22 protein-coding genes and 3 tRNA genes are annotated in these 26,142 nt (G+C 37.6%); 15 read left to right on the top strand and 10 right to left on the bottom strand.

Annotation, left to right across the window (positions count from 1 at the left end; all coding sequences use genetic code 11):
• Window positions 1-13 precede the first annotated feature (13 nt).
• Window positions 14-817: an rRNA large subunit pseudouridine synthase E gene (locus tag A7A69_RS02405; protein WP_151981020.1), complete on the bottom strand. Its 804-nt coding sequence runs from the start codon at window positions 815-817 to the stop codon at window positions 14-16.
• A 196-nt stretch (window positions 818-1,013) separates the two neighbouring features.
• Between A7A69_RS02405 and icd the strand changes: the two genes are divergently transcribed.
• From icd to A7A69_RS02375, 6 genes are all read left to right on the top strand, one after another.
• The gene (gene icd, locus A7A69_RS02400; protein ID WP_152876139.1) at window positions 1,014-2,273 is read left to right on the top strand and encodes an NADP-dependent isocitrate dehydrogenase; all 1,260 of its coding nucleotides are present in this window, start codon (window positions 1,014-1,016) and stop codon (window positions 2,271-2,273) included.
• Window positions 2,274-2,522: 249 nt separating this feature from the next.
• A complete protein-coding gene (locus tag A7A69_RS02395; protein WP_152876138.1) occupies window positions 2,523-3,914 on the top strand; it encodes an L-cystine transporter in 1,392 nt (463 codons plus the stop codon).
• Between the two features lie 32 nt (window positions 3,915-3,946).
• Window positions 3,947-4,771: a PhzF family phenazine biosynthesis protein gene (locus tag A7A69_RS02390; RefSeq protein ID WP_152876137.1), complete on the top strand. Its 825-nt coding sequence runs from the start codon at window positions 3,947-3,949 to the stop codon at window positions 4,769-4,771.
• Between the two features lie 125 nt (window positions 4,772-4,896).
• Window positions 4,897-6,129: a voltage-gated chloride channel family protein gene (locus tag A7A69_RS02385; RefSeq protein ID WP_120369522.1), complete on the top strand. Its 1,233-nt coding sequence runs from the start codon at window positions 4,897-4,899 to the stop codon at window positions 6,127-6,129.
• A gap of 164 nt (window positions 6,130-6,293) precedes the next feature.
• Window positions 6,294-9,065, top strand: a complete 2,772-nt coding sequence (locus A7A69_RS02380) for a M16 family metallopeptidase (RefSeq protein WP_152876136.1) — start codon at window positions 6,294-6,296, stop codon at window positions 9,063-9,065.
• Between the two features lie 140 nt (window positions 9,066-9,205).
• Complete coding sequence (locus tag A7A69_RS02375; RefSeq protein WP_152876135.1) at window positions 9,206-9,523, top strand: hypothetical protein; 318 nt, start codon at window positions 9,206-9,208, stop codon at window positions 9,521-9,523.
• A 44-nt stretch (window positions 9,524-9,567) separates the two neighbouring features.
• Here the strand turns inward: A7A69_RS02375 and A7A69_RS02370 are convergent, their stop codons facing one another.
• The gene (locus A7A69_RS02370) at window positions 9,568-9,969 is read right to left on the bottom strand and encodes a DUF3144 domain-containing protein (RefSeq protein WP_120369525.1); all 402 of its coding nucleotides are present in this window, start codon (window positions 9,967-9,969) and stop codon (window positions 9,568-9,570) included.
• A gap of 109 nt (window positions 9,970-10,078) precedes the next feature.
• Here A7A69_RS02370 and A7A69_RS02365 point away from each other — a divergent pair, with 109 nt between their 5' ends.
• Complete coding sequence (locus A7A69_RS02365) at window positions 10,079-10,711, top strand: hypothetical protein (protein WP_152876134.1); 633 nt, start codon at window positions 10,079-10,081, stop codon at window positions 10,709-10,711.
• Between the two features lie 46 nt (window positions 10,712-10,757).
• Here A7A69_RS02365 and A7A69_RS02360 read toward each other — a convergent pair whose 3' ends face one another.
• The gene (locus tag A7A69_RS02360) at window positions 10,758-12,221 is read right to left on the bottom strand and encodes a CYTH and CHAD domain-containing protein (protein WP_152876133.1); all 1,464 of its coding nucleotides are present in this window, start codon (window positions 12,219-12,221) and stop codon (window positions 10,758-10,760) included.
• A gap of 231 nt (window positions 12,222-12,452) precedes the next feature.
• On the opposite strand from A7A69_RS02360, the gene A7A69_RS02355 reads away from it, so the two are divergent.
• From A7A69_RS02355 to A7A69_RS16520, 3 genes are all read left to right on the top strand, one after another.
• Window positions 12,453-12,836 (top strand): Mpo1-like protein, encoded by a 384-nt coding sequence (locus tag A7A69_RS02355; protein WP_152876132.1) that lies wholly within the window; start codon window positions 12,453-12,455, stop codon window positions 12,834-12,836.
• Between the two features lie 362 nt (window positions 12,837-13,198).
• A complete protein-coding gene (locus A7A69_RS02350) occupies window positions 13,199-13,999 on the top strand; it encodes an OmpW/AlkL family protein (RefSeq protein WP_120369529.1) in 801 nt (266 codons plus the stop codon).
• Between the two features lie 180 nt (window positions 14,000-14,179).
• Window positions 14,180-14,320, top strand: a complete 141-nt coding sequence (locus tag A7A69_RS16520) for a hypothetical protein (protein WP_171500759.1) — start codon at window positions 14,180-14,182, stop codon at window positions 14,318-14,320.
• A 32-nt stretch (window positions 14,321-14,352) separates the two neighbouring features.
• Here the strand turns inward: A7A69_RS16520 and A7A69_RS02345 are convergent, their stop codons facing one another.
• Together A7A69_RS02345 and A7A69_RS02340 are read right to left on the bottom strand one after the other, a co-directional pair.
• Complete coding sequence (locus A7A69_RS02345) at window positions 14,353-14,796, bottom strand: DUF2726 domain-containing protein (protein ID WP_187349148.1); 444 nt, start codon at window positions 14,794-14,796, stop codon at window positions 14,353-14,355.
• 50 nt (window positions 14,797-14,846) lie between these two features.
• Window positions 14,847-14,922, bottom strand: a tRNA-Asn gene (locus A7A69_RS02340).
• A gap of 388 nt (window positions 14,923-15,310) precedes the next feature.
• Here A7A69_RS02340 and A7A69_RS02335 point away from each other — a divergent pair.
• Window positions 15,311-15,793 carry an Lrp/AsnC family transcriptional regulator gene (locus tag A7A69_RS02335; RefSeq protein WP_120369531.1) on the top strand — a complete coding sequence of 161 codons (483 nt, stop codon included), beginning with the start codon at window positions 15,311-15,313 and terminating at the stop codon, window positions 15,791-15,793.
• A complete protein-coding gene (locus tag A7A69_RS02330) occupies window positions 15,786-16,421 on the top strand; it encodes a YitT family protein (RefSeq protein WP_152876130.1) in 636 nt (211 codons plus the stop codon). Before A7A69_RS02335 ends, A7A69_RS02330 begins: the two co-directional genes overlap by 8 nt.
• A gap of 127 nt (window positions 16,422-16,548) precedes the next feature.
• Here A7A69_RS02330 and A7A69_RS02325 read toward each other — a convergent pair.
• The 4 genes from A7A69_RS02325 to A7A69_RS02310 all read right to left on the bottom strand — a co-directional run bounded on the left by A7A69_RS02325 (window position 16,549) and on the right by A7A69_RS02310 (window position 18,436).
• A tRNA-Asn gene (locus A7A69_RS02325) sits at window positions 16,549-16,624 on the bottom strand.
• Window positions 16,625-16,631: 7 nt separating this feature from the next.
• Window positions 16,632-16,707, bottom strand: a tRNA-Asn gene (locus A7A69_RS02320).
• 198 nt (window positions 16,708-16,905) lie between these two features.
• Window positions 16,906-17,532, bottom strand: a complete 627-nt coding sequence (locus A7A69_RS02315; protein WP_151981032.1) for a superoxide dismutase — start codon at window positions 17,530-17,532, stop codon at window positions 16,906-16,908.
• A 145-nt stretch (window positions 17,533-17,677) separates the two neighbouring features.
• On the bottom strand, window positions 17,678-18,436 hold the full coding sequence (locus tag A7A69_RS02310; protein ID WP_152876129.1) for a Nif3-like dinuclear metal center hexameric protein: 759 nt from the start codon (window positions 18,434-18,436) through the stop codon (window positions 17,678-17,680).
• 172 nt (window positions 18,437-18,608) lie between these two features.
• On the opposite strand from A7A69_RS02310, the gene A7A69_RS02305 reads away from it, so the two are divergent.
• Window positions 18,609-19,793, top strand: a complete 1,185-nt coding sequence (locus A7A69_RS02305) for a trypsin-like peptidase domain-containing protein (protein WP_120369535.1) — start codon at window positions 18,609-18,611, stop codon at window positions 19,791-19,793.
• A gap of 52 nt (window positions 19,794-19,845) precedes the next feature.
• Here A7A69_RS02305 and A7A69_RS02300 read toward each other — a convergent pair whose 3' ends face one another.
• A complete protein-coding gene (locus tag A7A69_RS02300; RefSeq protein WP_152876188.1) occupies window positions 19,846-22,443 on the bottom strand; it encodes a Lon protease family protein in 2,598 nt (865 codons plus the stop codon).
• A gap of 187 nt (window positions 22,444-22,630) precedes the next feature.
• Here A7A69_RS02300 and A7A69_RS02295 point away from each other — a divergent pair, with 187 nt between their 5' ends.
• Both A7A69_RS02295 and A7A69_RS02290 read left to right on the top strand, forming a co-directional pair.
• On the top strand, window positions 22,631-24,820 hold the full coding sequence (locus A7A69_RS02295; RefSeq protein ID WP_421721576.1) for an AmpG family muropeptide MFS transporter: 2,190 nt from the start codon (window positions 22,631-22,633) through the stop codon (window positions 24,818-24,820).
• Window positions 24,821-25,075: 255 nt separating this feature from the next.
• Complete coding sequence (locus tag A7A69_RS02290) at window positions 25,076-26,074, top strand: bile acid:sodium symporter family protein (protein ID WP_120369538.1); 999 nt, start codon at window positions 25,076-25,078, stop codon at window positions 26,072-26,074.
• Window positions 26,075-26,142 lie beyond the last annotated feature (68 nt).

Below are 26,142 nucleotides of genomic sequence, written 5' to 3'. Positions count from 1 at the left end.
CAGCATCTAAACCTCAACGACCATTACGGTTACGGCCACGTGGTGCTTTAGTATTCGGACGAGTTGTACCATTGGTCTTACGACGTGGCTTCTCACTTTCATCCATTTGCCAGATACGTTTAGTTCCTGACTTTTTCTTATTTGGATCTTTTTTATCACCTTCTTTGTTTTTATGCTGCATCGGTTTACCACCAGTTCCACCTGGTTTTTTTACATAAGACCGTGAACGATATGGCTTATCTTCTGGCACGTCCTTAAAGTCAGGATAAAGTAGTGGTTCAATCTCAGTTTGTTCGCCAGGTTGCAGACCTAGTCGGACTAAATCAATAGAACCAATTTTTGTCCGAATCAAGCGTAAAGTTGGAAAACCAACAGTAGCTGTCATACGACGTACCTGACGATTGCGCCCTTCACAAATTGAAATTTCAACCCAAGACGTTGGAATATTCGCCCGATAACGTACAGGTGGATTACGCTCCCAAAGCCAATCTGGCTCTGAAACTTTAATCGCAGTGGCAGGTAAGGTTAAGCCATCGGCAAGTTCGACACCTTTGCGTAATTGTTGCAACGCATCTTCAGTGATATCGCCATCGACTTGAACCAGATAGGTTTTATATTTTTTATTACTTGGATGAGTAATGAACTGATTTAAACCGCCATGATCAGTCAGGAACATCAAGCCTTCTGAATCTAAATCTAATCGTCCTGCAATACGTAATTCAGGATCATTGATAAAACTTGAAACGGTCAAGTGTGCGCTGTCTTCCCGAAACTGAGATAAGACATCAAATGGTTTGTTAAATACAACGATTTTCATATCAATAAACTACTTTGGCCTTTGGTCATAAGCGTTAATAAAAGGTTTTTATTTAATGGAGAAATGTAGCTATTCATCCTTTAAATCTAAAAAAAACCTGTTTTGGATTAGACTATTAGCGATTAAAAAATAAACTTGTGGGTATGTCCTTAGCGGCATACTTTATTCACCAGTTACAAAAGGGAGAACCAATACAATGGGTTATCAGAAGATCGTGGTTCCAGCGGATGGTGACAAAATTACAGTCAATGCAGATCTATCACTTAATGTCCCCAACCATCCGATCATTCCTTTCATTGAGGGTGACGGTATTGGTGTGGATATTACACCAGCTATGAAAGCAGTGGTAGATGCTGCTGTGCTAAAAGCGTATGGTGGCAAACGTTCGATCGAATGGATGGAAGTATACTGCGGCGAGAAAGCAAATACCATTTATGGCAGTTATATGCCCGAAGAAACTTTTGAAGCATTGCGTGAATATGTAGTTTCAATTAAGGGGCCATTGACTACGCCAGTGGGCGGCGGCATTCGCTCACTCAATGTTGCACTGCGTCAAGAGTTGGATTTATATGTCTGTATTCGACCTGTCCGCTGGTTTAAAGGGGTTCCAAGTCCTGTTCAACATCCAGAACACACCAATATGGTGATTTTTCGTGAAAATTCGGAAGATATTTATGCAGGTATTGAATGGAAAGCAGACTCGCCTGAAGCCAAAAAAATGATTAAATTTCTTGAAGAAGAAATGGGTGTGACCAAAATTCGGTTCCCTGAAAGTTGTGGCATAGGTGTCAAGCCTGTATCTAAAGAAGGTTCACAGCGTTTAGTGCGTAAGGCAATTCAGTTTGCAATCGATCATGATAAGCCAAATGTGACTTTGGTACACAAAGGCAATATTATGAAATATACCGAAGGCGCATTTAAAGAATGGGGTTATGAACTGGCCATTGAGCGTTTTGGCGGTGAACTCATTGATGATGGTCCATGGGTAAAAATTAAAAATCCAAAAACTGGCAAAGATATTATTATTAAGGACGTTATTGCCGATGCGTTCTTGCAACAAATTTTGCTACGTCCTACAGATTATTCAGTCATTGCGACATTAAACTTAAATGGGGACTATATTTCTGATGCACTGGCTGCCGAAGTCGGCGGGATTGGCATTGCGCCAGGAGCAAATATCGGGGGGGCGATTGCAGTTTATGAAGCGACGCACGGTACAGCACCTAAATATGCAGGGCAGGACAAAGTGAATCCGGGTTCGATTATTTTGTCTGCGGAAATGATGTTGCGTGATATCGGCTGGACAGAGGCTGCGGATTTGATTATTAAAGGTATATCGGGTGCAATTGCAGCTAAAACAGTGACCTATGATTTTGAACGACTGATGCAAGGTGCAACACTTTTACGCTGTTCTGAATTTGGACAAGCGATCATTCAGCATATGGGTGATGAATAATCTAGCATTAACCTCTCAACTTTGAGAGGTTAATTTTTTGAATATCATCATTTGTTGATATTTTGTTGAATTGAACCTCAGTCTGATGATGATTCATATTGATAAATTGATTTAAATGAATTGCTTAGACTGAATAAATATAAAGATAACCGTTATTGTCTGATCAATTAAATAACTTGGGGCTAGTTTAATGGCTTATATCTATGCTCCAATATTACTCACAAATTCAATTAACTTTCAGGTGTCTGTATGAACTGGCCCTTACTGATCAATATTATTATTTTTATTGGGCTACTTATTTTACTTGCTCAGACCCGAAAGACCAATTGGAGCCTAGCAAAAAAAGTGCTGAGTGGTTTATTGCTTGGGGTGGTTTTTGGACTGGGCTTACAACTGGTATATGGTGAATCTAGCCCCATTATTGCTGAGTCAATGCAATGGTTTAATATTGTTGGAAATGGCTACGTCAAACTGCTGCAAATGGTGGTGATGCCATTAGTTTTTATTTCTATCTTGGGTGCTGTTGCCAAACTTCACAATGCAAGTTCATTAGGGAAAATCAGTTTTTATAGCATAGGAATTTTATTATTTACCACCGCAATAGCCGCTTTTGTGGGGGTAAGTGTGACCCATTTATTTGGCTTAACTGCTGAAGGATTGGTGCAGGGAACACAGGAAACTGCGCGGTTAAGCGCATTGCACAGTGACTATATGGGTAAAGTGACAGATTTAAATGTGCCACAGCTATTATTGTCATTTATTCCGACCAATCCATTTGCAGACTTAACGGGAGCAAATCCGACTTCAATTATTAGTGTAGTGATCTTTGCTGCTTTTTTGGGGATGGCTGCATTAAAGCTCTTGAAGGATGATTCTGAAAAAGGTCAGCGTATTTTACGCGGGATCGAGTCTTTACAAGGCTGGATTATGAAACTGGTTCGCCTTGTGATGACCCTAACACCTTATGGTGTTTTTGCTTTAATGACTAAAGTCGTTGCTGGCTCCAATATGGCAGACATTTTAAAGCTGGGTGGTTTTTTAGTTGCCTCTTATATTGGTCTTGCAATCATGTTTGTAGTACACGGCATTTTATTATCACTTTCAGGCATTCATCCATTACGATTCTTTAAAAAAGTCTGGCCTGTTTTAACTTTTGCATTTACCAGTCGTTCCAGTGCGGCAAGTATTCCTTTAAATATCGAAGCACAAACTCAGCGTTTGGGTGTGCCTGAGTCGATTGCCAGTTTTTCAGCGTCCTTTGGTGCGACTATTGGTCAAAATGGTTGCGCTGGTTTATATCCTGCTATGCTTGCAGTTATGGTCGCGCCAACTTTAGGTATCAATACTTTTGATCCATTATGGATTGCAACGCTGATTTTAGTCGTCACTTTAAGTTCGATTGGTGTTGCGGGTGTCGGTGGAGGAGCAACTTTTGCTGCACTTATTGTTTTGCCTGCAATGGGGTTGCCAGTGACTTTGGTGGCTCTGTTGATTTCAATTGAACCTCTGATCGATATGGGGCGTACCGCATTGAATGTAAATGGCTCGATGACCGCAGGTACAATTACCAGTCAATTGATGCTGCAAACTGATAAAAATATTTTAAACAGTGACGATGATTCTGAACTGAGTCACGGTTAAATTTGTTATTTCAAATAAGGAAAAAGTAAAAAATGAAAATGTATCAGGTTGATGCTTTTACTCAGCAATTATTTAAAGGAAATCCTGCTGCGGTTTTGGTTGTAGAGGATTGGTTAGAAGATGCATTAATGCAATCGATTGCTTTTGAAAATAATCTATCTGAAACAGCATTTGTGAAAAAACTTGATGGTGAAAACTATGCTATTCGCTGGTTTTCACCGACGGATGAAGTGGCTTTTTGTGGACATGCGACTTTAGCCAGTGCTTTTGTTTTGTTCAAAGATTATACCACTGCCAAAACACTTCATTTTCATGTTGAGGAATTAGGTGTTTTTATTATCACTCAGGCAGAAGATGGCAAAATTTTGATGAATTTTCCAATTCGCCGTGCTGAAAAGTTAAATGAATATCCTGCTATTTTAGATGAAGCATTGTCTAAACCATTTAAAGCGGTATATGCCAACCAACAGGGATATATCGTCGAATATGAAAGTGTACAAGATGTTTTGGATGAGCAGCCAGATTTAGTCAAACTTAAAACTCTGGGCAAACAACGCACTGCCATTACCAGTTCAACGCTTGATGTTGCCATTACAGCATCGAATGGTGCTAAATATGATTGTGTATCACGTTATTTTGCACCTGCGATTGGAATTGACGAAGATCCAGTCACAGGTTCAATTCATACGGCAATCGTGCCCTTATGGGCAGATAAATTGAATAAAACTGAACTTATTGCTTATCAAGCTTCAAAGCGTGGTGGTGAGTTATATTTTCGTATTTTAGCAAATGAACGAATCGAAATTGCTGGGTATGGGGTGCTGTATATGCAAAGTAATCTGGAAATAACAACATAAAATCTGCCAAGCTATTGGTTTTTATGTGGCATAAATCGCTTTAAAGCGTTAAGCTTGTTTTCATATCGTCATGATAATAATAGCGATAGATTTCCATTTTAATAAACTTATAGCTTCCAGTATTTATGAAAGTTTTCCCGTCTTCTGAATACACGCAGATTTTTCGTTACACTGCCTACTGGGTTGTGGCTTCTGTATTGATCGGGTTGATTTCAGGATTATCCTCAAGCCTTATTTTTGTGTGTTTTGATCTTGCGAATCAGACTCGAATTGCTTACCCATGGTTGGTTTATTTTTTGCCATTTATTGGTTTATTCATGGGGTATTTGTTTTATTATTATGGAACGCCAATTGAAAAAGGGACACATTTGCTGATTGATGAAATTCATCAACCCAGAGCATTTATTCCTAAACGTATGACACCTTTGGTATTTTTCAGTGCAATTTTAACCCAGATTTTTGGGGGTTCTGCTGGTCGTGAAGCTCCCGCAGTACAGCTTTCTGGCGCATTGACAGACCATATGACTCAAGTCTTTAAGGTGCCAGGAGATAACCGCAAAATATTTCTAATCGCCAGTATTGGTTCAGGTTTTGCGGCTATCTTTGGGCTACCATTGGCGGGGGCAATATATGGTTTAGAAATTACTGCGTTGGGTAAATTACGTTATTCTGCTGTGTTTCCTTGCTTTGTTTCAGCGCTGGTCGCGTCTCAGATTCCTGAGTTATTTCATATTAGTCATCCTCATCAGTATTATGTCGTTTCGAGTTTCCCTGATTTAAATTTCACCACAATCTCAAGTTTAATTGTGGCAGGGTTGTTATTCGGATTTGTAGCCCGAATTTTTATTGCGTCTATTCTGTTTGTGAGTAAACAGCTCAGTCAGCGTGTTCGTTTTATGCCATTTCGACCGATGATTGGGGGGATCGTAATAATGCTTATGACCATTCTTGTAGGGCATCAAAAATTTAATGGATTGGGTGTTGGCAGTATTATCTCGTCGTTTTATATTGATTTACCCGTAACTGATTTTCTCGGAAAAATTATTTTTACTGCAACTACGCTTGGTTCAGGGTTTAAAGGTGGTGAGATTACACCGCTATTTTTTGTCGGTACAACTTTTGGTAATGCATTAGGTCAGTTCTTGCCTTTACCTATTTCATTGTTAGCGGGTTTGGGTTTGGTGAGTTTATTTGCTGGAGCCAGTAAAGCGCCCTTGACTTCAATTGTCTTGGCAATTGAACTATTTGGAGCAGATATCGCTCAATATGCTGTGATTACTTGTTTATTGGCTTATCTTTTTTCAGGTAATTGTGGTTTATATACGCATCAAAACCTTAAATTGCGTGATGAGGATTAAACATGGATGTGATATTGATCACATCTTTTCGTCTTATTTTTTGCAAAATTAAATCCAGTCAAATGTGATTTTCGTTTCAAAACTTCACTATAAAAAAATTGAGTATTTTCATACTATAACCACGTTCAAATAATTCATATTACTTAATTAATTTTGGAATTTTTATGTTAATGCGGTTTAAACAACTTACTCTTTCATTGTGTTTTCTTGGTTTAAGTGCAAGTGCTTGGTCACAAACCGTATTGGTCAAAAGCGAAAAGAATATTGAAGAATACAAACTGGATAATGGTTTTCGGGTGGTGCTTGCACCCAACAATAAAGAAAATAAAGTCTTTGTAAATACGATTTATTTTACGGGTTCTTTAAATGATCCGAAAGGTAAGGGTGGACTTGCACATTTGTTGGAGCATCTAGCATTTAAAGGAACTCAAGATGTAAAAGGTGATGAGTTTCAGCGCCGTCTAGATCAATACACGCTCATGACCAATGCCAGTACAGAGTACTATTCTACGCGTTATACCAACATTGTTCGTCCCGAACCACAGGCATTGAATGAGATTTTGTATTTGGAATCTCAGCGCATGGATAAACTGGTATTGCAGAAAAAGTTTGTTCCTTCAGAGATTGAAATCGTTAAACGTGAACGTGAAATTCGTATGGATCAGCCATTTTCAGTGTTGATGGATCAAATGTTTAAAGCTGCCTATGGTAATCAATATTTAGGTCGTTTACCGATTGGAGATTTACCTGAACTTAAATCCATTCAACTCGATGAAGTGAATAAGTTTTATCGGACATGGTATGCACCAAATAATGCGGTAATGGTTATTTCAGGAAAGTTTGATAAAGCAGAAGTATTGAAGAATATCGATAAAAACTTTAGTTCAATTGCTGCGCGTACGATTCCTGCTAGTGTACAAGTGCCAAGACTGGATTCAAGCAAGATTAATCCACGTAATTTTTTAGTCCAAAAGGGCAGTGATTTAGCCAAATTCCATATTTACATGAATGGGCAAAATCAAAAGATTCAGCCTGCGTTGGCACTTTCGCCGTTGCTTTATACGATGCAACCAAGTGGTCATCTATATCAGGGGATCGTTGAAACAGGACTTAGTACCGCTGTACAGTCGACCACTTGGTTAGATCAGGACTTTAATCTTGTCTTTTTAGGCGCAATTTATGCACCTAACAATGATGAGAAAAAAGTCGAATCGACTCTAATTTCTCAAGTTGAAAATGGCAAAGCTTTTGATGACACTGAATTAAAACGTGTCAAAACGCTGATGCAAAATCAGTCTGATCTTATTATGAATGATGCGACTGCTTTGGGTTCACGTTTGAGTGATTATATTGTGTCTTCTAAAGGCAATTGGGGGCAATATTTTAATGATTTAGATGCGGTGCAGAAACTCAATATAAATGAGGTTAATCAAACTTTAAAACAGTTTTTAACTCCTGAACATCGTATTTCGGGCGATATTAAACCAACCCCAGAAGCACAAAAAAAAGCACTGGAACAAAAAAATCAGCAAGAAAAACCGAAAACACTGGATCAGCAAAAAACTGCTGAAGAACCATTGAAAGATGCCAGTATCTATAAGCAGGAAGTTAGTCAATATGTAAAATCATCGGCAAATTATTTACAAAATACCGAGAAAAAAATCCAACGTGGCAAACTTAAAAACGGTATGCAATATGCGTTGTTCCCAACACAAACTCGAGATGACCGTGTTTATGCAACGATTACACTCGATTTTGGTACAGAAAAATCTATGTTTGATAAAGGAACTGTATTAGATTTAACTTCGTATTTATTACTGCGTGGCTCAAATAAATATAGTTTGCAGGACGTTGCCGATAAATCAATTGAAGCAGGCGGGGCTGCAACTGCTAGCAGTTCAGACAATGGGATGACGATTAATATTCAGGCACGTAAGGATAAATTTGAGGAATTTTTTAAATTTGTAGTGGATGTGATGAAGCACCCAAGCTTTGAACAAACTCAGTTTGATTTGATTAAATCACAAAGTCTTGCCAGTCTGGATCGTCCATATACTGAACCTGAAACTGTTGCTGCTTTAAATCTGGCAAGACTCATCGAAATTTATCAACCTGGCGATTTACGTTATCATTTTGAGCCTGAATTTGCTAAAAAACAGCTTAACCAAGCGACTCAGGCACAAGTCAAACAGCTTTATGATCAATTCATTGCCATGAACCATGCTCAAATTGCGATTACAGGTGATTTTGATCCACAAAAAATGCAGCAATTTATTGCTCAATCATTTGGTTCTTGGTCAAGTGCACAGCCTTATCAGAAGATCTTATCGACAGATACCGACTATCCTGCTCAAAAAGTACATGCATTGTCTGAACAACGCGAATTTGGTAATTATCAAAGTATTTTGACTTTTCCTGTGGGTGTGGATCATCCTGATGCACCTGCCTTAATTGTCTTTACCAATATTTTAGGTCAATCACAATTGTCTTCACGTCTGGGGCAGGAGCTTCGTGAAAAAAATGCATTGGTCTACGGTTTTGGTAGTGATTTACAACTAGACAGTGATACCAATGTGGGCGCGCTTACCATTGAAGCAAATTATACCGCAGGGCGTGGTGAGCAAGTTTCTCAAACCGTGCATCATGTTTTGCAAAAGTTATTGCAAAGTGGTGTAACTGAACAGGAACTAGAATCTGCCAAAGCAGATATTTTGAAAAAACGAGTGACAACGCTTGAAGATGAACGAAGCATTCACCGTATGCTGAACAGTCAGCTCGAACGTGGTAAGAATATGCTTGATCGTGGGCAACGTGATCGTGATATTGCCAAACTCAGTAAAGCTGATATTGACACTGTGATTAAGAAATATATCAAACTAGATCATTTTGTCGAAGTAATGGCAGATCAATATGGTCAAGCCGCAAAGAAACAGTAACATTTTTATCTAAATTAAAGACTGCTTCATTTGGCAGTCTTTTTTACAATTGTTGTTTGAAGATTTGACTCAATAGTAAAAAAGGGTCTATGTTATTAAGTTGTTTTGAAATATGAAAGACCAAAAATAAAGGTAAAAACATGTCAATTAAAACCAGAAAAAGATTCGCTTCCATCGCATTGATGGTAATGCTGATTAGTCCAACAATATCTTTTGCTGGTTCTGAAACCAGTTCTGTGCGGAGTCAAACAGGCAGCTTGGTCTATATTGGAGATAGCTATGTCAATTTGATGCAAAAAATGCAGCAAGCACCTGTTTCACAGCGCAGTTATGAATGGGAAGAAAATCGAAAGAAATTAACGGCTGTAGATTATATTTATTTGATTGATAACACTTATTATACGGTAACTGTGGTAAATAATGTGGTGAAAAAAATTGTCTGGGATCGCAAGATTTAAGCATGAATTTTACAAAATCATTAAAAAAGCCCGTATGGGCTTTTTTAATGATTGTGGTCGTGTTTATGATCATGCTTGTGAGTATGAAATTCTTCATTTTCCCGAAAGCGCAAATAATTATCGAACTGTTCGCAATACTCGTCGTAATTATCTTCTAGCATCATCTGAAACTGTTGTAATACATAAGACATCACTTGTTCTTTAGCATCACGCATTTCATTGCCATCTTTAAAGTTATTTGCAGCAACCCAAGTGTTAAAACGCGCTGTACCAAATAACATGGCCGCGCTCACTTGACCACGTACAGCCGCAGGATCAGGCTTATCACCTTTTTTGGGACGACAGAACTCATTGGCAAGTTTAATAAACTCATCAGCACGCTCAAAAAAAACTGCATTTAAAGCTTCTTCTTCAGTGATATCAGTGGCATCAATTTTTTGAGACATGACTTTTTCCAACACAAACGAATGCACGTATTATACGTTAAAGCCTTGCATAAACTAAACCTTTGATCTAGGCTTAAAATAGCCTAAGTAAATTTAAAGCAGGTGTTTTATGCAAGATGCAATTGCTATTCAACGTTTAAAAACGGATATTGCTGTATTGCGCCAACATCATTGGCCACCTGAACATTTAGAGCATGTTGAAGGTCTACCTATTTATTACGGGTTACAATCAGAAGTTGAACAATATTATCTTGAATGGAGAGAATTGATTGAAAGGGCACAATCGCTATCTCAACCTTTTATGCAAGATGAAACATTAGATGCGATTCACTTACCCAGTCATTTAAATCTACCGCTTTTTTTCTTTCATGTTGATCGTATTCGGATTAACAAAACTCGTGCGAAAGAATCTAAAACTTTTAGAGGGGTTGCCAGCTTAATCGAAAAATGTGGGCAATTTGACACAGATCAGATTTTTGCCATGCAACAATGGCTTGAAAGTGATGACACGTCAGCTTTAGTGGCACATCGTGAATTTATTGATTTAAGAACTTATGTCTTTCAGCATGGACAAAGCGACTATAGTCGAACTCGATTTTATGTAAATGGTATTATTCTTGGAGTTGAGCCACATTTTAAACTTATCGATGCTCGCGACAAACCTCGTAAACAACGTAGTGACAGCTATCAAGACCCGATTGCGGACAATGGGGTCTGGAAAGTATTTGCCAAACATCGTTAAGGTATAAATTGAGATCTAAGCTTAAAATAACTTAGATCTATAGGATTTACCAAAATACCTTAGCATCTGCAAATTTTTTTAATTCTTGTTCAGACTCAAGTAAAAGTTGTTCTTGTTTTGCTTTACTCCAACCGACCGCAAACCAGAATTCAGCTTGCTTATGTGCAGATTCACGAAAGACATGCTCAGCCACATGCAAATCGTTATATAAACCCAGTTTTTCTTGCACGGCTTGTAATCGATTTAAGTATTTTTTTACTGCTTTTGGGTCATATAAACTTGAGATAAATTCAATACAATAGCGTAAGCGTTTACACCGTTTACGGGTACGATGCCTTTCCTCAATTTCAAGCTGACTAAAATGATCAGCGTCATGAATAATTTTTTGGTGTAACTGACTTAACAACGCTTTGCTTTCTTTCTTAAGTTTGGATGATTTCTGATGATTCGATTGTTCATGATAACTAAATGCTAGAAGTTGCAAAAGTAAACATACTGTTTCTGATTTTTGAAAGAGCAGATGAATCTGATTATCGATTGCCACTGACTTAGGCAAAGTTGAAAAAGGCGCCTCTGCTTTTAAGAGTTCAGGAAATATTTCATCAGAGAATACATCTAAATCACGTGTTGTTCCCAAAGCCTGAAAAATCTGTTTAAGCTGATTTTCCCATGAAGGATCAATATCATCTGACCATGACTGAAAACTTTTAAAAATGCTACGAATACGGCGAATTGCAATACGAGCCTGATGGATATGTTCAGGATTTGCAACGCCATCGGCAATGACTGCGGCATTAGGTAACAATTGTTGTAATGCATTTGCAACCATTTTACGAATAGCGACGTCAGTTGAATCTTCTTTATGTAAAATCAGCGTCTTAGCCTTAACCGCAGGAGATGCTTTTTGTTTGACTGATAATAAATTGCCACGTTCAGCTTTACTACGAACATCCAGCCAAAGTTGATATTTATTGACCCAGTCTTGTGTAAATAAAATCAATTGTTCAGGTGAGCCTTGCTTTAATTCGAATTCAACTTCACAAATTTTTTCTGATTGTTCAGTCGTTGAAACGACACCATCATCCAAACAAACTTCAATATCAGTTCCATCGATGGTGATAATTCTAAAAGTACGGTGGACATCAGTTTGAAACTGAAGTGTCAATTGGTGCCGCTGATCAGCTAATACTTGATCAAGTAAGTCCTTAACAATTTTATTTTCAGAGAATAGATCGAGATTTAATTCTGGTTCAACCTCACATTGCCCAAGTTGAACTTCATTTTCAATACGCTCAAGGTGGCTTTTACCCGATGCCTTAAAGGTTTGTACCCAATGATCACCTTCCTGACGTAAGCGAATGGCCATATGATTTTTCGCAAGTACACGATCTGCTGTATCATAATATTTAGCTTGTAAGCGAATTTTCTGGGCAGTTTTTGCCTTTAGTGCTTGTAATACACTCTTTTTCTTTCGTTCTGAAAGCTGAAATTTTAGTTCAATTTCGACCATAAGATGACTCCTAAAACTTCTTTAGATTTTAAGGATTTAATCTTATTCAAGCATAACACTAAAACTTGCTTGTGATTGTGTGATTTATCTATGATTGATTTGATAAATGTACATGCGATTCAAATTCAATGATAAAGGTCTACTCAATCCATTTCCCATAAATTAAAACAGGCTTTTTAAACAATAAAGTTTCAGGTAAAGTGATGATTAAATAGTCTCAGGATGATGACCATGAATGCGCCAGTAAAATTTCAAAAAAACTCAGCCAGCGATCAAACAACTCAACTACCCATTAAAAATTATCAGGAATTTTATCACTTCTATCTCACTGAACATCGCAATATTTTAAGCCGTCGTTTACATATCGCAGGGAGTAGTCTGGGTATTTACTTCCTAAGTAAAGCAATCCGAAAACGCAAACCCAAATACATTGCTTATGGATTACTTTCAGGTTACGCATGCGCATGGATAGGGCATTTCACTTTTGAAAAAAACAAACCTGCAAGTTTTAAGCAGCCACTTTATAGTTTTATTTCAGACTGGAAAATGTTTTCAGATGTTGTGCGTGGAAGAATCAGCTTAAAAGATCGTAAGTTTGATAAAATTAGGAGTTGACTTTTTAAAAGCTTAACAATCAGTAAAATGATGATGCTTTGAATCAAGCAAATTTAGATATATTCATTACTATTTTATAAAGTTAAATTTTGATTATTTAATTTATTTTTAAGGTAACTATTTTTTTAAATATAGGTAAGTTGTAATTGATTATTACTTGCCTTTTTAATGTATAAAATTTGAGGTGTTATGTTGATATTTATAAAAATAATTATAATAAAATTCATACAATTATAAAAAATGAACTTACTAAGTTATAAATCTGTATTGATCTTTTAAGTATTTATTCTAATAATTGTCAAACAATGAGGTTTGGATACCTTAGGCCTTATCGTATATACGACAAATTGATAGGATTTCCCATGAGAAAATTAACAACAGTACTCCTACCGGTAGCATTACTTGCGACAAGCTTTGCAACACATGCAGCAACTTCTGACGGTAAAACTTTTAGTGTTACTGCAGGCTGGTTACATATTATGCCGCAAGGTGAAAAACAGGGAGTAACTGGGGATATTACAAGCAAAACAGTACAAGGTGCGCTAAAAACTAACTCAGTTTATGCTGGTGATGCTGGTTTTGAAATTGATGATGCTGATACAGGCGGCTTATTATTTGATTATTATGTAAATGATAATGTTGTTCTTGAGTTAGTTGCTGGTGTTCCACCAAAAATGGAAATTGACGGTAAGGGTATAATTTTAAAAGAAGCTGGCGGTATTAATCTAAGCTCTGTAGGTAAAGTTGGTGAAGTAGATGCCTACACTCCAGTTGTTCTTGGTAAATATCAGTTTGGTACGGTAGATAGTAAATTCCGTCCATACGTGGGTGCTGGTATTATGTACGCACACTTTAGTGATTTTAAACTAGAAGGTGGGGTAAATGAGGCAATTGCAAACTCAAATGCTGTTACAAAACTTATTCAACCTGAAGTACGCAATGTAGAAATCAAAGATGCAGTTGCTCCAGTAGTTACAGTAGGTGCAGATTACAATTTCAATAAAGATTGGTTTGCTACTGCCTCTGTTACATATGCACAATTAAATACTAAAGCGACTTTAGATCTTTATTCAAATACTTTGAAAGAGACAGCTCTTAAAGGCTCTACTAAAATTGAAATTAACCCAATCGTGACATATGTTGGTATTGGTTACCGTTTCTAATTTAATCAGATAGTAAAAAAACCTCGATTAATCGAGGTTTTTTTATGCAGATATAAATATTAAAATAAGCTTAAATATATCGTTTTTTAATCATTATTTTTGTTATATTGATGCAAATTTTATTAGATAGAAACGAGTAATTAAATGTCGTTAGCTCATCATCGTAAAGCATTCTTTTTTATGGCATTAGGGTTATGTTTTCTTTTTTTTCTTATTGGAATGGCTTTTTTAGCTGCAAAAAGTGATAAAGAAAATCAGCGTCAATATAAGCTACAGCATGAAGAAATTGCAAAAAAGTATAATCAATCTGGGGCGGAATAATTTGATCTTCTGAAGACTAACATCTTGAGATTTTACAAAATATCCTTTTGTAACTGGCGGATATTTGGAATTTCGGAATATCGAAAGACGCAATATCCAGCTTCTTTAAACATACTGTCACGTAATTGGTCTTCTTTAAATTTTTCTAAATGACTTGAATCATCAAGTTCAATGATAGCAATGACTTCAAGGGCATCATTTAGAATTACAAAATCTGTCACTTTTCGATTAAATTTACGTCTAATTTTATAGTTATCACTCGTAATTAATGCACTAAAAGCAACTTGAGCTAAGACATGATGGTCGGGAAAGGCACTTTTCAAACGGCGAAACATCTTTGTTTCCAAAGGGGTAATAGGGGCACGGGCAAAAAACTGTTGTCTGGTAAAGATAAAAGACTTTAAACAGGTAAATATAAGAAATAAGCTGGATAAACAGCCTAAACTTAAAAAGAATATTTGAGATGAACTCAACACGCTTTCCCATTCTCAAAAGAAAACCCACTCATTAGAGTGGGTTAAAAATTTGGCTCTCCCACCTGGGCTCGAACCAGGGACCTGCGGATTAACAGTCCGTCGCTCTACCGACTGAGCTATGGGAGAATCTGGGCTAAGATTCTAAAAGGCATTTGGTTTTTGGTCAAGGCTTAATAAGCTGAAATTATTAAAAAAAGTTTGAATGATTTAAAATTAGACAAGTTGGTTATTCTATTAAATGGCATTCAAATTTTAGTCTGTCTATTCTGATGGTTTTGTATGGGAAAAATTTTGATATAAAATGGCATTAATATGCAATTTATAAGTGAAAAGTAATTATAAATGATTTTTTATTGCGTTTATTTGTTTTTAATGCACTTTTATTGCATTTTTTGGATTAAAACGTTTATTATTCCAACTTAATTTTCGTATCAACCAATTCTCGTTTTTTTCCATTAAACATTTTTTAATTTAATGGAAAAAACAAAGGATTTCAATTAGGTAATGACCTGATATGAATGATTCACTTGATGAATATGATTTTAAAATTTTACAGCAATTGCAATGTAATGGTCGCTTAAGCAATCAAGAGTTGGCCGAAATTATTGGTCTATCGACTTCTCAGTGTTCTCGTCGACGAATTGCTTTAGAGCAAAATGGCATGATTCAGGGCTACTATGCACAGTTGCATCCTGAGGCAGAATTGCAACCAATTATGGGGATGATAGAAATCAAATTACTTCAATATAGCGATGAAGTATTGAATCGGTTTCTGGATTTTGTGCAGCATGAAAATATGATTCGGGAAGTTTATAAGCTCACAGGAAATTTTGATTATCTATTAAAAGTCATGGTGCGTGATTTAAATGAAATGAGTCAACTGATCAATAAATTGACCACACTTAAAATTGGCGTAAGTAATTGCCATACCTCTATTGTGCTTGAGCGTATCAAAGAAAATTATCAAATGATGAGTGTAGATCAATCGCATGGCTAATATCACTGCTGATTTAAATGTAAATCAAGAGATCAAAACTCGGCATCATTCGTATATTGAAGATGGTCTTGCGATGATCATTGCAACTTTTATTATCTCTTTTGGCATGATGCTCATGCAGCAAGCGGGAACGCTTACGGGGGGTACAGCAGGTTTATCTTTACTTATCCATTATGCGACAGGGCTAAAATTTGGTCTGGTTTTTTTTCTGATGAATATCCCATTTTATTACTTGGCTTATAAGCGTTTAGGTATACCTATGGTGCTTAAAACTTTTGTTGCTGTGGGGCTTCTTTCAATATTGACTGAGTTACATCCTTATTTTATTCATGTGGATGGTTTAACGCCTTTGTATGCCACAATTTTAGCCAATGTATTAATGGGACTTGGTTTTCTGATTTTGTTTCGCCATCGTTCAAGCTTGGGTGGTTTTAATTTATTGGTATTATTTATTCAGGAACGTTACAAGATTCCAGCGGGTAAGATTCAAATGGGTTTAGATATTTGTATTTTACTGGCTTCTATTGCATTTGTGAGCTGGACATTATTGGTAATCTCTATTTTAGGTGCAGTTATACTCAATTTGATATTGGCGTTAAATCACCGCCCTGACCGTTATGTGGTTTAGAATTAAGTGAGAAAATGAGATGTTAAGACAGCAAGGAAATTCCACGCTGTTTTAATATTTTAGATTTTATAGAAGTAAGATAATAAAAATAAAAAAACCCACATAAAATATGTGGGTTTTTGAATCTTGGCTCTCCCACCTGGGCTCGAACCAGGGACCTGCGGATTAACAGTCCGTCGCTCTACCGACTGAGCTATGGGAGATTAGTTTTGGCTCTCCAACCTGGGCTCGAACCAGGGACCTGCGGATTAACAGTCCGTCGCTCTACCGACTGAGCTATTGGAGAATCTGATGCGCATTCTAGGCACATCTTGGGATTAGGTCAAGGGTAATTACTTAAAACAGGCGTTAAATGATTTATTTATCATCAAAACAGAAGCTTATGCTGTTTTATTCATCAAAAATTAATGTTTTTAATCGTATTTATTTTACTGCAAGTCAAAAAAAACCGTCCATAAATGGACGGCCTTTAAAAAAATAAAACTTATTTTTCTACGCCTGCTGGTTGGCCTGCAAGTTTTGCATTTGCATAATCCCAATTGACCAGACTCTCAAGGAAGGTAGAGATGTATTTAGGACGTGCATTGCGGTAGTCGATATAGTAAGCATGTTCCCAAACGTCAATTGTTAATACAGCAACTTGACCGTGTGCAAGCGGAGTATCAGCATTTGAAGTTTTAGTAATAGAAAGTTTACCGTTCACTTGATCGGCAACTAACCATGCCCAACCCGAACCGAATTGAGTTGTTGCTGCATTGGCAAATTCTTCAGCAAATTTTTCGTAAGAACCAAATGCTTCATCAATTTTTGCTGCAATTGCACCTGTAGGTTTACCACCACCATTTGGAGCAATAGAATTCCAGTAAAAAGTGTGATTCCAAACTTGTGCAGCATTATTAAAGATACCTGCTTTAGAGGCATCACCAGCAGATGCTTTGATGATTTCTTCTAAAGTTTTACCTTCAAGATCAGTACCTTTGATCAAGTTATTTAGATTAGTAACATAAGTTTGATGATGCTTGTCATGATGGAATTCTAAAGTTTCTTTAGAAATATGTGGCTCAAGTGCATCATAAGCGTAAGGTAATGCAGGTAAAGTAATGGTTGTCATGTTCCAATTCCTTGCGTTAGCTGGGGTAGTAGGATTAAGTGGCTCTATTGTAAATGATTATTTACGCAAAAGCGCATCGTTTTAAATAACAATACACAATAAAACCTTAATTAATACATATATAAAGACTTGTAATAAATACGTCTTAAATCGGATTATTCAACTCTACATAATGGTGTTCGAGCGAAAAATGATCTGACAACGCCTTTGCTAAACGTTGAACGCCATAACTTTCAGTTGCATGATGGCCACAGGCAAAATAATGTACATTTAGTTCTTGTGCTTCATAAAATGTACGTTCGCTGACTTCACCAGATATATACGCATCACAATCGAGCAGCGCAGCTTTATTGATAAAATCCTGAGCGCCGCCTGTGCAAAAGCCGACTTTTTGAATGCGAGTTTTATGGGCAGGCAAATGGACAATATTAAAATCAAAACAATGTTGCAATTTTAATTTAAAGTCCTCAGGTGTTAAGGCTTGTCTTAGATAACCAATATTTCCGATAGGGTAACGCTCGCTACTGTCCAAAGCTTCTATTTCATGAAGTTCTAAAAGTTCAGCAATTGCAGCATTATTGCCTAAAATAGGATGAGCATCTAATGGCAGATGGTAGGCAACTAAGGAAATATCATTTTGAATCAGTTTTTTAATTCGATTACCACGCATTCCTGTAATCGGGTAGGGTTCGCCTTTCCAGAAATAGCCATGATGAACCAACAATAAATCGGCATTAAGTTCAATTGCAGCATCAATTGCTGTTTCAGAAGCTGTCACCGCAGATACAATGCGTTTGACGCTTTCTTTTCCTTCAATCTGTAAGCCGTTTGGCGCATAATCTTTAAATTCGCTGCTACTGAGTGTTTGATCACACCATTTTATAATGTCATGTAAATTTGCCATGAATCATCTAACTCTGAATCAATCCAGTGAACTCACATCAAAACATATTTTTAATTGTAACTAAAGCTAGACAAATCTTTATTATCTTTTTCAGCTATCGATAAGCTTATGCTTTACAATAAGTAAACTCTTTTTTCTTCAATAAATTAAATCAAACTTAGAGGATGTAAACGTGCGTCGTGCTTTTACATGGTTACCGTGGATACTTCTCATCATTGTCATTATTAGTTTTCTTTCATGGCAAAAATTAAATCAGCCTAAAGCGCCTGTAGCCGCCGATGGCGTAAAAATGCCCGCCGAAAATGTAAAACCTTTAGTGGATACTTCACGTGCAGGTGGTGTAGTGTCTTATAGTGCTGCTGTAAAAGTGGCTGCACCTGCAGTTGTCAATATTTTTACGACCCAAAAAATAAAACAAGCGGCTAATCCTTTACTTAATGATCCTGTTTTTCGTGAATTTTTTGGTAATCAATTACCAAAGCAGCCGAATCAGGAGAATGAAAATAGTCTAGGTTCTGGCGTAATTGTACGTCCTGATGGTTATATTTTGACGAATAACCATGTTATTGCACAGGCAGATCAAATTGTAGTTGGACTCAATGATGGTCGCCGTGCTGTTGCAAAAGTGATTGGAACAGATCCTGATACAGATTTAGCAGTCATTAAGATCGAGCTTGATCAACTTCCTGTGTTGCCTTTTAAGTTAAGTGGCAATGAAGTGGGGGATGTGGTTTTAGCAATTGGTAATCCATTTGGTGTAGGTCAAACAGTGACACAAGGGATTATTTCTGCAACAGGGCGATCAGATTTGGGTATCAACACTTATGAAGACTTTATTCAGACTGATGCAGCAATTAATCCGGGTAATTCTGGTGGTGCGTTGATTGATGTTGCAGGAAATTTGATTGGGGTCAATACCGCAATTTTCTCTCAATCTGGCGGCTCTTTAGGGATTGGATTTGCGATTCCTGCACAGGTGTGTCAGCAAGTTCTAAATTCGATTTTAAAAGATGGTCGTGTCATTCGTGGTTGGTTGGGTATTAGTCTGGTTGCACCAAATCAAGATCAAGATGATGTTTTAGCCCAACGTCAAACAGGTGTTGTGGTTGCTGACGTATTGCGCGGTGGCCCTTCGGATCAGGCTGGTGTTAAAGTAGGTGACAAAATTTTAAAAGTGAATGACGAAGTGATTAATTCTGCATCGCATTTAATTAATTATGTGGCTCTACAAGCACCTAGTACAACGGTAAAACTGGAAGTTGAACGTAATGGTCAAACTGCGACACTAGATGTCAAAGTAGGTGAACGTAAGAGCCAAAACCAAAGTTCACAATATATTCCTTTACCAAAACGTTAAATTTGACAATAAAAAATAAGCCTCAACATGAGGCTTATTTTTATGGATGCTATTATTTCTTACGGCGTCTAAACACAGGATGTAGAACTGCTGCTTCTTCTGTCACAGTTTCATTTTCTAGATCCTCATTTTTTGACTTTTTCTTCTTTTTTTTCTTTTTCTTTGGCTCATCCTCAACTTCATCACCATCTTCAATGGCTTGCCAATACTCGAGTTGTTCCATGACTGCTGCATAAATAGAACCTTTACTATAACGTCCTTTTTTATCCAGTACGCCAACAGGGCGAGCCATGAGTATTTCTAAAGCTTGATCAATCGTTTCAATCGCATGGACATGGAATTGACCTGCTTCGACTGCCTCAATCACATCCTGACGCAACATGAGATGCTGCATATTCTGACGAGGAATAATCACACCTTGTTTGCCTGTCAAACCTTGCAATTTACATGCATCATAGAAACCTTCGATTTTGGCATTGACCCCACCAATCGGTTGAACTTGTCCCAATTGGTTCATCGATCCTGTAATTGCCCAAGATTGATCAATTGGAATCTGGCTAATGGCAGAAATTAATGCAGAGAGTTCTGCAACCGTGGCGCTGTCACCATCGACTTGCCCGTAGCTTTGTTCAAACGCGAGTGCAGCAGAAAAATGCAGAATTTGTGAACGACCAAAATGTGCTTTTAAAAAGCTAGCCATCAGCAAAACACCTTTGGCATGCAATGATCCACCTAGCTCTACGCTACGTTCAATATCCAAAATATCACCGCCGCCTTGATAGACTGAGGCAGTTAATCTTGAAGGTAAACCAAACTCTACATCTGCATAATGAATGACTGATAGCGCATTGATCTGACCTAAACGATGACCTTGCGTTTCAATCAATTGTGTACCGCGCGATAAATCTTGCCAATACAGTTCACGTAAATAACCTAGACGGTATTGACGATGATGTAAGGCTTGATTGACATGTTTGTCGGAAACCGTTTTATCACCTGCGGTAAATGCATGATGATGGGCTTCACGAATTAAATCGCCCAATGTAGATGCATGCAAAGACAGAGAGCTTTGGTCTTCAGCCTGACGGCTTGAATCTGTTAAAAGTGCAGATAATGCTGAACGATCAAAAGGTAATAATTTATCGACCTGTACATAATCGGCAATGAGTTGCATATAAGCCTGCTCATTGCTGTCATTACGTTGTAATGTATCAGTGAAGTCAGCTCGAATTTTGAACACACTTCCAAGTTCAGGTTCAACTTCTAAAATTTCATAATAAATTTCAGGTTCTGCTAACAAAACCACTTTAATTTCAAGCGGAATTGCCGCAGGTTCAATGGAAATACTACCTGTTAATGTGAGCATATGCTCAAGTGAAGATAATTTTAACTGTCCAGATTTAAGCGCACGTTTAAGCCCTTGCCATGCATAGGGTTGCTCAAGCAGTTGTTCGGCTTCAAGCATCAAAAAACCACCGATGGCTTTATGTAAGGAACCTGGGCGAATCAATGTAAAATCGGTGGTAATTGTTCCATTTTGAGTGAGTTGTTCGACATGTCCAAGCAAATTATAATGAGTCGGAAAGTCTTCAAAAATAACCGGAGCGCCCGTGTTTGGCTTATTACTAACGATGGCATTGGCTTGATAGCGCGCTGGAACCCGATTAAATAGTGCAGGGGAGAAATCATCTTCTTCCTGTGCCAAAATTGTTTCAACATTCTGGATAATATCTTCTGCGTAACGTTGTAAATAATCTTCAAGACCAACAACGCTCTGATTTTTTTTAATCAATACGTCAATTCGAGGCAAAACCACTTGTTTTGCAATATCACGATTTAACTCGGACACTTGATCACGAGCATCATCTTCAAGGTCACCCAGATGTAGCCCCAAGCGTTCCAGTTTTTTATCCATATAACGCATATTGGCTGCGATTTCAGCACGTTGTTTGGTGCTGAGCGCATTGATTTCATTTTGAGTTAATTCCTGTACCTGATCATCTTTGAGATGAATGGGTACAAAGCAATGCTCTTCGTTACGGGAAATCAGTTTTAGATCAAGCGTTTCACCTTCTTTGGTCAATTCAACCAAAGCTTCTTGTTGTTCATCGCCTGTTTCCTGACGAATTTGCTCAATGCGGTTGTGATAGGTCTCGGCAGTGAAGCGTCTTTCCAGTTGTTTCAATATGGTTTGCCATGCCTGATGTAAGGCATTTTGAAATTTTGGACCCTGACCCGCTGGAAACCTTAATGCAAGCGGTTGACGTGCATTTTTAAAATTATTGACATACACCCAGTCATCAGGTGTTGGCATATTTTTGGCATGTTGCTGCAACAACCGCTTGATCATGGTGCGTTTACCTAGACCTGCGGTACCGACTGCAAAAATGTTATAACCTGAATATGGTAGCGAAATCCCTGCTTCTACAGAAGCGCGGGCACGATCTTGTCCCAGAAAATTATTGAGGGGTTTGATACGTCGAGTTGACGATGGAATTTTTTCCAAATTGGTTATGTGGGTGAGTTGTTCAGATTTTAAACTTGTCTTTTCTAATGTCGTTTTAATCTCAGTTTGCTCAAATACCGATGGTAGATTATTGCTTTTTAGAGTTGTCGCTGTGGTTGAAGTTGAAGATAATGTTGAAGCCATTTGATCGTGTCTTTGGGTCACAGGTGAAATCCAAAAAATAAACTAGAGGTAAGATTTAAAGGTATACAGGTTTAGGGCAAAATATCAAGCTTCATCGCATTTTTTCTCAATTAAAATGCCTGGCTTTTCATAAACAATATTGAAAGCTTGGACATAACACGATTGAATAGGCTGTTTTATAAAATCTTTGGAAAATAATAACCGAATGACCACACAAACTACTGGATGGAAAGCTGCTTTTGAAGCCTTTCTTGATCGCCGTGCCCTGATTATGTTGTTTTTGGGATTTTCTGCGGGTATCCCGATTCTACTGATTTTTTCAAGCTTGTCATTGTGGTTGGGGGAAGCGGGTATTGATAAAAGCGCGGTCACTTTTTTTAGTTGGGCTGCACTTGGTTATTCATTTAAATTTGTGTGGGCACCATTGGTCGATGAATTGCCTGTTCCATTATTGACTAAAATATTGGGAAGGCGTCGTGCATGGTTATTGGTTGCACAAATTTTGATTGTCACTTCAATTTGTATCATGGCGTTTTCAGATCCATCACTTGGTCATGGTTATCTGATCCAGATGGCAGTTGGTGCAGTACTGCTTGGTTTTTCAGCAGCAACACAAGATATTGTAATTGATGCTTATCGTATTGAACTTGCAGAAACCCAAATGCAGACCGTTTTGGCATCGACTTATAATGCTGGTTACCGTATTGGGATGATTGTGGCGGGTGCAGGTGCATTATTTTTAGCAGCTTACTTAGGAACCTCTAAAGGCAACTATATTTATGAAGCTTGGAAATACACCTATTTAACCATGGCAGCAGTGATGGTGGTCGGGATAATCACCACACTGGTTGTACGTGAGCCGCAGGTCAACCGAGTGTATAAAGATTATAAACGCAGTGATTATTATCGTTTGGTGTTTGTGTTCTTTGTGGCAGTAGCAACTTTTGTTGTGACTTATATTTATTCGGGAAATGTGACGGATCTCATCGCTAGCGCTGCCAACATTAGCGATACCGCTGCCTTGTTTGGTCTGGAAGCTTTACGCTTTTTAACAGCTGGTGCATGCGCTTTGTTTGTTGGTTATTTGTTGGTACATGCAGGTGTTGTGAACAAGCAAATGGCGCTAGAAACATGGGTTGCCCCAATTCTAGATTTCTTTAAACGCTATGGGGTCAAACTGGCATTAGTACTGTTACTTTTAATTGGTTTTTATCGGATTTCAGACATTATTGCAGGTGTTATTTCCAATGTTTTTTATCAGGACTTAAATTTTAGTAAAGAACAAATTGCAGAAGCAGTTAAAATTTATGGTGTTATTTTTAGCTTGATTGGTGGTTTTCTGGGCGGTTTACTGGCACAGCGCATGAATATCATGAAGCTGATGTTTGTTGGTGCAGTGCTTGCCAGTTCCACAAATCTGATTTTTATCGGATTGGTCAAATCGGGTCAGCCTCTCGCCGATGTACAGATTCAGATTGGGTCGCATCACTATACTGCGAAAACGGATGAAGTTGGATATTTTAAGCTGTCGATTCCAAATCAAATTTTAGCAGAAGCTCATCAAATTACGGTTCAATCTCAGTTTGCACAAGGTGAGGCAGATCCAATTTCAGTGAATCTACCTTATTTAAATCATGATTTGCATCAACCTCAGATTCAATTATTACCTATTACCAGTGATGATCAGTTATCTCCTGCTGAACTTAAACAAAGTGTTGTGGTCAAAGGTCAAATTTCAGGATTGGATGCTAAACAGCTTCAAGCAGATCACCCCATCTTGTTAAAACTAGATGGAAAAATTTTTCCTACCAAGCTTGATGCTACTGGAACATTTAGTGGAATTATTGATCATCAGGCATTACAAAATTCACAGAGTAAAACCATTTCAGTAGATGCGATTTCGGTACAAGAACAATCGCTGATTCATAATCAACGAAGCTATACGCTTGCGCAAACCAATCAAACTCAGCTTTTGGATGTTGAGCTTGATCCAATAGCACCAGTTAAATTTGAGCCAAATTCTGAAACTGTCTTAAAGGGTAAAGTGGTGAAGCCTTACAGTTCACTCTGGCTATACTTTGCGATTATTATGGATAATCTGGCGTCTGGGCTAGCAGGTGCAGCATTTATTGCATTTTTATCAAGTTTGACCAGTGTTTCATTTACCGCCGTTCAATATGCGATTTTTAGCTCACTGATGACATTGACACCTAAATTGTTAGGTGGATATTCGGGAACAATCGTGACGCATATTGGTTATCCAAAATTTTTCCTGATGACCACATTCATTGGCATTCCAATTTTAATTTTGGTGGTATGGGTCGCTAAACTGTTAAAAGAGCATCAGGCACTTGAGCCAGAGAATACAAATCAATAAAGCTTTGTATTTTCTGTGCTTTACTTTAAGCCCAAATGAATAGTTTTATCTCAAGCTTAATGTATTTTATTCGCGTGAAAATGCTTATAATAACGATAAGTATGTTATTGATTTAAAAGTTAAGTTTTTAAATAAATACTGAACATTTTATTTGAAAACTGGCTTTATTAAGCAAGCTCGGTAACATGAAAATTTACTTCTCGGTAAATTTCATTTATCGGGCTTTGTTATGAATGACCAACAGGATGTAATGCAATGCTGAAATTACTGGCTCTGGATCGTTTTACTGTTTTATTGATTAGCATGGTTATTCTGGCGAGTTTTATTCCTGTGTCAGGACATGCTGCCAGTATTTTTGAAGTGGTGACCAATATTGCGATTGCAATTTTATTTTTCTTGCATGGCGCTAAGCTTTCAAGAGAAGCGATCGTTGAGGGTATTCTGCATTGGAAATTACATGTTCTGGTTTTTGCCTTTACTTTTGTGGTGTTTCCAATTCTTGGTTTGATGGCTAAACCAATTTTACTCCCAATATTAGGACAAGAGCTTTACTGGGGCTTTTTGTTTATGTGCTTTTTGCCATCGACCGTGCAGTCTTCTATTGCATTTACTTCTGTGGCTAAAGGCAATGTTGCTGCGGCAGTGTGCAGTGCCTCATTTTCAAATTTAATTGGCATGTTTATTACACCTGTATTGGTCAGTTTTTTTATTTTTGGTCAGTCAAAGCATAATTACGATCCAACTGCTTCGATTATCCAAATTACCTTGCTACTACTTGTGCCATTTATTTTGGGGCAGGTACTTCGTTCATGGATTTTTCCTTATATGAAGAAAGTACCAAGCATTGTAAAAGCCTTTGATCAGGGCACAATTTTGATGGTGGTATATGGAGCTTTCAGTAGTGCAGTCGTTGCAGGTCTTTGGCATCAGGTTAACTTACTGACATTGTTTTACTTAGTGTTGGCATGTTCAGTTTTACTTACCATTATTATGCTTTTGGGATTATTTGTACCCGTCTGGCTTGGCTTTAATCGGGCAGATCAAATCACCATCTTCTTTTGTGGCTCGAAAAAGACACTGGCAAGTGGGGTGCCGATGGCACAAATTCTGTTTAGCGGCCAACCATTGGGTATGATTGTTTTACCAATTATGATTTTTCATCAGATTCAGTTAATGGTGTGTGGTGTCATTGCAAATTACTGGTCGAAAAAAAATGAGCAAACTACACTCAATGATAAAACGGTCACGCAATAATTCGCTATCTGGATTTTTTTAGCGTATAATAACGTCCACTTGTTGTGCTTAGCTCTGACGGATTCGTC

The organism is Acinetobacter guerrae (assembly GCF_009372255.1).
GTDB lineage: Bacteria > Pseudomonadota > Gammaproteobacteria > Pseudomonadales > Moraxellaceae > Acinetobacter > Acinetobacter guerrae.
The sequence above is the reverse complement of the archived record's forward strand: the minus strand, read 5'-3'. Positions and strand labels throughout refer to the sequence as shown.

Excerpts from the sequence above, each read along its gene's own strand:
- A7A69_RS02405 (WP_151981020.1), bottom strand. The coding sequence starts at position 817 with ATGAAAATCGTTGTATTTAACAAACCATTTGATGTCTTATCTCAGTTT.
- icd (WP_152876139.1), top strand. The coding sequence starts at position 1,014 with ATGGGTTATCAGAAGATCGTGGTTCCAGCGGATGGTGACAAAATTACA.
- A7A69_RS02395 (WP_152876138.1), top strand. The coding sequence starts at position 2,523 with ATGAACTGGCCCTTACTGATCAATATTATTATTTTTATTGGGCTACTT.
- A7A69_RS02390 (WP_152876137.1), top strand. The coding sequence starts at position 3,947 with ATGAAAATGTATCAGGTTGATGCTTTTACTCAGCAATTATTTAAAGGA.
- A7A69_RS02385 (WP_120369522.1), top strand. The coding sequence starts at position 4,897 with ATGAAAGTTTTCCCGTCTTCTGAATACACGCAGATTTTTCGTTACACT.
- A7A69_RS02380 (WP_152876136.1), top strand. The coding sequence starts at position 6,294 with ATGTTAATGCGGTTTAAACAACTTACTCTTTCATTGTGTTTTCTTGGT.
- A7A69_RS02375 (WP_152876135.1), top strand. The coding sequence starts at position 9,206 with ATGTCAATTAAAACCAGAAAAAGATTCGCTTCCATCGCATTGATGGTA.
- A7A69_RS02370 (WP_120369525.1), bottom strand. The coding sequence starts at position 9,969 with ATGTCTCAAAAAATTGATGCCACTGATATCACTGAAGAAGAAGCTTTA.
- A7A69_RS02365 (WP_152876134.1), top strand. The coding sequence starts at position 10,079 with ATGCAAGATGCAATTGCTATTCAACGTTTAAAAACGGATATTGCTGTA.
- A7A69_RS02360 (WP_152876133.1), bottom strand. The coding sequence starts at position 12,221 with ATGGTCGAAATTGAACTAAAATTTCAGCTTTCAGAACGAAAGAAAAAG.
- A7A69_RS02355 (WP_152876132.1), top strand. The coding sequence starts at position 12,453 with ATGAATGCGCCAGTAAAATTTCAAAAAAACTCAGCCAGCGATCAAACA.
- A7A69_RS02350 (WP_120369529.1), top strand. The coding sequence starts at position 13,199 with ATGAGAAAATTAACAACAGTACTCCTACCGGTAGCATTACTTGCGACA.
- A7A69_RS16520 (WP_171500759.1), top strand. The coding sequence starts at position 14,180 with ATGGCATTAGGGTTATGTTTTCTTTTTTTTCTTATTGGAATGGCTTTT.
- A7A69_RS02335 (WP_120369531.1), top strand. The coding sequence starts at position 15,311 with ATGAATGATTCACTTGATGAATATGATTTTAAAATTTTACAGCAATTG.
- A7A69_RS02330 (WP_152876130.1), top strand. The coding sequence starts at position 15,786 with ATGGCTAATATCACTGCTGATTTAAATGTAAATCAAGAGATCAAAACT.
- A7A69_RS02315 (WP_151981032.1), bottom strand. The coding sequence starts at position 17,532 with ATGACAACCATTACTTTACCTGCATTACCTTACGCTTATGATGCACTT.
- A7A69_RS02310 (WP_152876129.1), bottom strand. The coding sequence starts at position 18,436 with ATGGCAAATTTACATGACATTATAAAATGGTGTGATCAAACACTCAGT.
- A7A69_RS02300 (WP_152876188.1), bottom strand. The coding sequence starts at position 22,443 with ATGGCTTCAACATTATCTTCAACTTCAACCACAGCGACAACTCTAAAA.
- A7A69_RS02290 (WP_120369538.1), top strand. The coding sequence starts at position 25,076 with ATGCTGAAATTACTGGCTCTGGATCGTTTTACTGTTTTATTGATTAGC.